Genomic DNA, 3,633 nt, shown 5'->3' with positions numbered 1-3,633 from the left:
TGTATCCGAATTATTGGTGAACCAAAAATTGGAATATAGGACTGGCGTTATCTATACCACCAACCGGAGGGTTTGGGAGCATGATGATGCTTTTAAGGATTACCTAAAGAAAATTCGTGTTTTGGGGATCGATATGGAAACGGCCACATTGTTTATTGTAGGTTTTGCCAATGGCATCGATCGAGGCGCCCTTCTATTGGTGTCAGATGTACCTATGACTCCGGAAGGAATTAAAACAGAAGAGTCTGATAAAGAGGTAACAAAAAAATGGGTGGATCTTCATTTAGAAATCGGCATGGAAGCCATGGAAAGTATCGGCAAAGAAGGGGAGCAGATTAAGCATTTTACTTATTGAGCTAACTTTTCGAAGGTTTGGAACCTTCGTAAAGTTTCTCTACTTTAATCTATCATCATATCCACTGCAATAGCATCGGCAAAAGAGTATCCTTCGCTCGTCAATTTTATTCGGTCATTTTCCTTTATAAAATAATTTCCCCACTTTGAATGATTCTCGATGATTGATTGATCGAATGATTTGCGGTACATATTTGGAATTTTGGAGAGATTTACACCATTTTTGATTCGAAGCCCAAAGCCGATCATTTCATTTGTTCTGTCTTTATCCGATAATTCATAATCATCTTGGCGCGGCAAATTGCCGTCGCCTAAATTTTTAATATAACCGTCTAAATTTCGAATATTCGAAAATCGGTTTTTTCCGTCAAACCCATGGGCCGATGGACCGAACGCCAAGTATGGCTCAATTTCCCAGTAATGAAGGTTTTGTTTACATTCCAAATTGGGTTTCGACCAATTGGATATTTCATATTGTTCGAATCCATTATCAGTCATGGTGGATTGAGTCCATTGGTAAAATTCAGCACTTTGGTCATTGCTGGGCATGGTGACTTTGCCTCGATTCACATATTGGTAAAGTTGGGTGCCTTCTTCAACTGTTAAAGAATAACAAGACATATGTTCCGGTTCTAAGTCTATAATGCGCTGAAGGTCGCGCTGCCAAATATCTATGGTTTGTCCCGGAATGTTAAAAATAAGGTCACAATTAATGTTATCAAACCCTGCATGTCGTGCCGCATCGAATGTTTTGAATACTTCTTCTGGACCGTGAATCCGCGTTAAGAATTGGAGCAGGCTTGGCTCAAGTGATTGAACACCCATGGAGATTCGATTCACGCCTAATTCCCGGTAGGCTTTTAAACTGTCCGCTGGCGCTTCACCGGGATTGGTCTCCATAGTGAATTCGGTTACTTGAGATATATTGAACTTTCTATCCAATGTCCGAATTAATTTTTCTAATTGATGAGGAGGTGTTAGGCTTGGCGTACCACCGCCGATGAAAATGGTATCAATAATCCAACCGCTTGTATCCGTTTCGCACATGTCAATTTCCTTGAGGAGTGCTTCAAAAAAAGCGGGGATTGCATCATCGCGATCCGCTACAGAATAAAAGTCGCAATACATGCACTTCACCCGACAAAAGGGCATGTGAATATAAATGCCGGCTTTAGGCATGGTTTGAATGATTAATCGGCTAAACTGTGAAGGTCATCCCGGATGAGGATGAGAATGGCGGACTGGGGCATAATGAGATAATCCTCATTTTCGATTTTTATTTCGATAGACGCTTTATTTACAAATAATACCATATCGCCTACTTCAGCTTGGGATGGAATATATTTCACCGACCCACTGTCGTTGGTTGACCAGGGTTCATCCATATTGTCTTCTGGATTACCCAATGGAATTCCCGGGCCTACTTCTACCACCACACCGCTTAAGACTTCCTGCTTTTCAACCACGCTTGGCGGCAAGTAAATCCCCGCCTTTGATTTTCCTTCACCTTTGTCTGGGCGGATCAAGACACGATCGCCCACCACAAGTATCTGTTTATTTTTACTTCGCATGAAAGAAATTAGGGGTGATTTGTGAAGTGGTTCAACTCCATTAAAATTTTAAAACTATGAATTATAGCGATTAAGAAAGGAAAAAATATAGGTACATCTACCTACATATATAGTAGGTAGTCTACTCTATTGACAACTCCCAGATTGGGTACTATATTTTGGTGAATTATGCAATGTCTTAAAACATATCTTGGGAAAAAAGATTAAATAGACCATGAATCACTCAATTCTACCCATTATTCTATTGGTTAGTCTTTTTATAGCTTGCGAAGATAAAGCAAAGCCAGATAAAACGCCGCCAGAATTAATGATTATTTCACCTGCCGCAGGGGAAACATTTCGTGATACAGTTTTTATACAAGTTGATACAAAAGATGAAAAAGGAATAGCATTTGTTGAGTTTTTTATAAATGACTCGCTACACTTTACTGACAGCACCCTTAATTATGAATATAATTGGGATACTAAAAAAGCACCGAATGGTGAATATACTATAAAAGTTGTCTCAGTTGATGAGGCAACAAATAAAATAGAAAAATCAGTCACTATTTCAATTTTGAATCTCCCTGGTGACTATTACCCAGATAAAATTGTCAATTTTTATCTTTGGGGCATGGAAATAGAGAAACCTTTTATCTATGCTGCCCTTGATCGTGAAGGCTTATGGCGTAAAAATTACATAAATGAATTCAGCGACTGGGAATACCTGGGATTCTCGGACACAAATTTTTCTGCAGGTGCAGCAAATGTTTCTGTAAATGGAGATCATATTATAGTTGCAAATGGAATTAAACATTTCTGGCATAGCACCGATGGGGGAATAACCTGGGCGAACACAAAATTAAACTATTACGGTGATGATCGAGAAAAAACACTCTATTTATATCGTGTTGAAATGTCGCCCCATAACCCAAATATTGTTTTGGCTCAGGAGGGTGGTAGGGGAATTTTTCAATCGGTTGATGGAGGATATAATTGGGATTTAGTTTATGGTGCTGTTGACAATAGTCAAGGATTCAGTTACATTGACTGGCATCCATATAAAGAAGAATATGTATGGTTGTGGGGTAGAATAAATAGGTCGGAAGAAGGGGTCGTTACTGTAATAGGTGCAAATGGATTATCCTTAATACATGAAACTGACTTTAATTCTGATTTCAATCCAAAAACTGCTTTTATATTTGATTTGGTTTTTAATGCCAATAATCGGGATGTTCTTTATTCGATTGGTAGTTGGTATGAGATATATAAGTCAATGGATGGAGGATTGACATGGACCATTATTAGGGATAACCCTGACAGAGATGAGTTTTATAAATATCTTTTGGAAGATCCAAATTCATCAAACAGTTATTTTCTTTTTTCTGGAAAAAATATTTTTTATTCGAACGATGAATTCAATACAATACGGTTAGTTAAAACCTTAGATCAGTCAATTGATCATCCGGTAATCAAGGATAATATATTATTTTATTATACAAGAGAGGATATAAAGTTTATATCTCTTAACAGTATCGAAATTAATTAGTTTAACAAAAAAAAGGCTACAATATGAAAAACATAAAACTATATTTGGTTGGAGTCGGGATTGTTTGTTTTAGTCTTCTCCAGGCTCAGATTGAGGTGAAATCTGTTGGAGATAATAAGTATGGAAAATGGGGCGAAAGATGGTACACTAATGCTGATGGCAGGAAAGGCGACCAAGTGG

5 protein-coding genes are annotated in these 3,633 nt (G+C 37.9%); 3 read left to right on the top strand and 2 right to left on the bottom strand.

The window, feature by feature from the left end; genetic code table 11:
* A partial coding sequence (locus tag HN459_10050) for an AMP nucleosidase (GenBank protein ID MBT3479783.1) occupies window positions 1-355 on the top strand: 355 nt, incomplete at its 5' end.
* 44 nt (window positions 356-399) lie between these two features.
* Here HN459_10050 and hemW read toward each other — a convergent pair.
* Together hemW and HN459_10040 are read right to left on the bottom strand one after the other, a co-directional pair.
* Window positions 400-1,482, bottom strand: coding sequence for a radical SAM family heme chaperone HemW (gene hemW, locus HN459_10045; protein ID MBT3479782.1), 1,083 nt, complete (start codon window positions 1,480-1,482; stop codon window positions 400-402).
* A 62-nt stretch (window positions 1,483-1,544) separates the two neighbouring features.
* A complete protein-coding gene (locus tag HN459_10040) occupies window positions 1,545-1,925 on the bottom strand; it encodes a co-chaperone GroES (GenBank protein MBT3479781.1) in 381 nt (126 codons plus the stop codon).
* 214 nt (window positions 1,926-2,139) lie between these two features.
* Here HN459_10040 and HN459_10035 point away from each other — a divergent pair, with 214 nt between their 5' ends.
* Window positions 2,140-3,453 carry a hypothetical protein gene (locus tag HN459_10035; protein MBT3479780.1) on the top strand — a complete coding sequence of 438 codons (1,314 nt, stop codon included), beginning with the start codon at window positions 2,140-2,142 and terminating at the stop codon, window positions 3,451-3,453.
* Window positions 3,454-3,476: 23 nt separating this feature from the next.
* Window positions 3,477-3,633: hypothetical protein (locus HN459_10030; GenBank protein ID MBT3479779.1), on the top strand; the 157-nt coding region annotated here is incomplete at its 3' end.

This window comes from Candidatus Neomarinimicrobiota bacterium, from assembly GCA_018647265.1.
Lineage (GTDB): Bacteria > Fidelibacterota > Marinisomatia > Marinisomatales > TCS55 > TCS55.
Note: the sequence above shows the minus strand (reverse complement) of the source record. Positions and strands in the feature narration are given on the sequence as shown.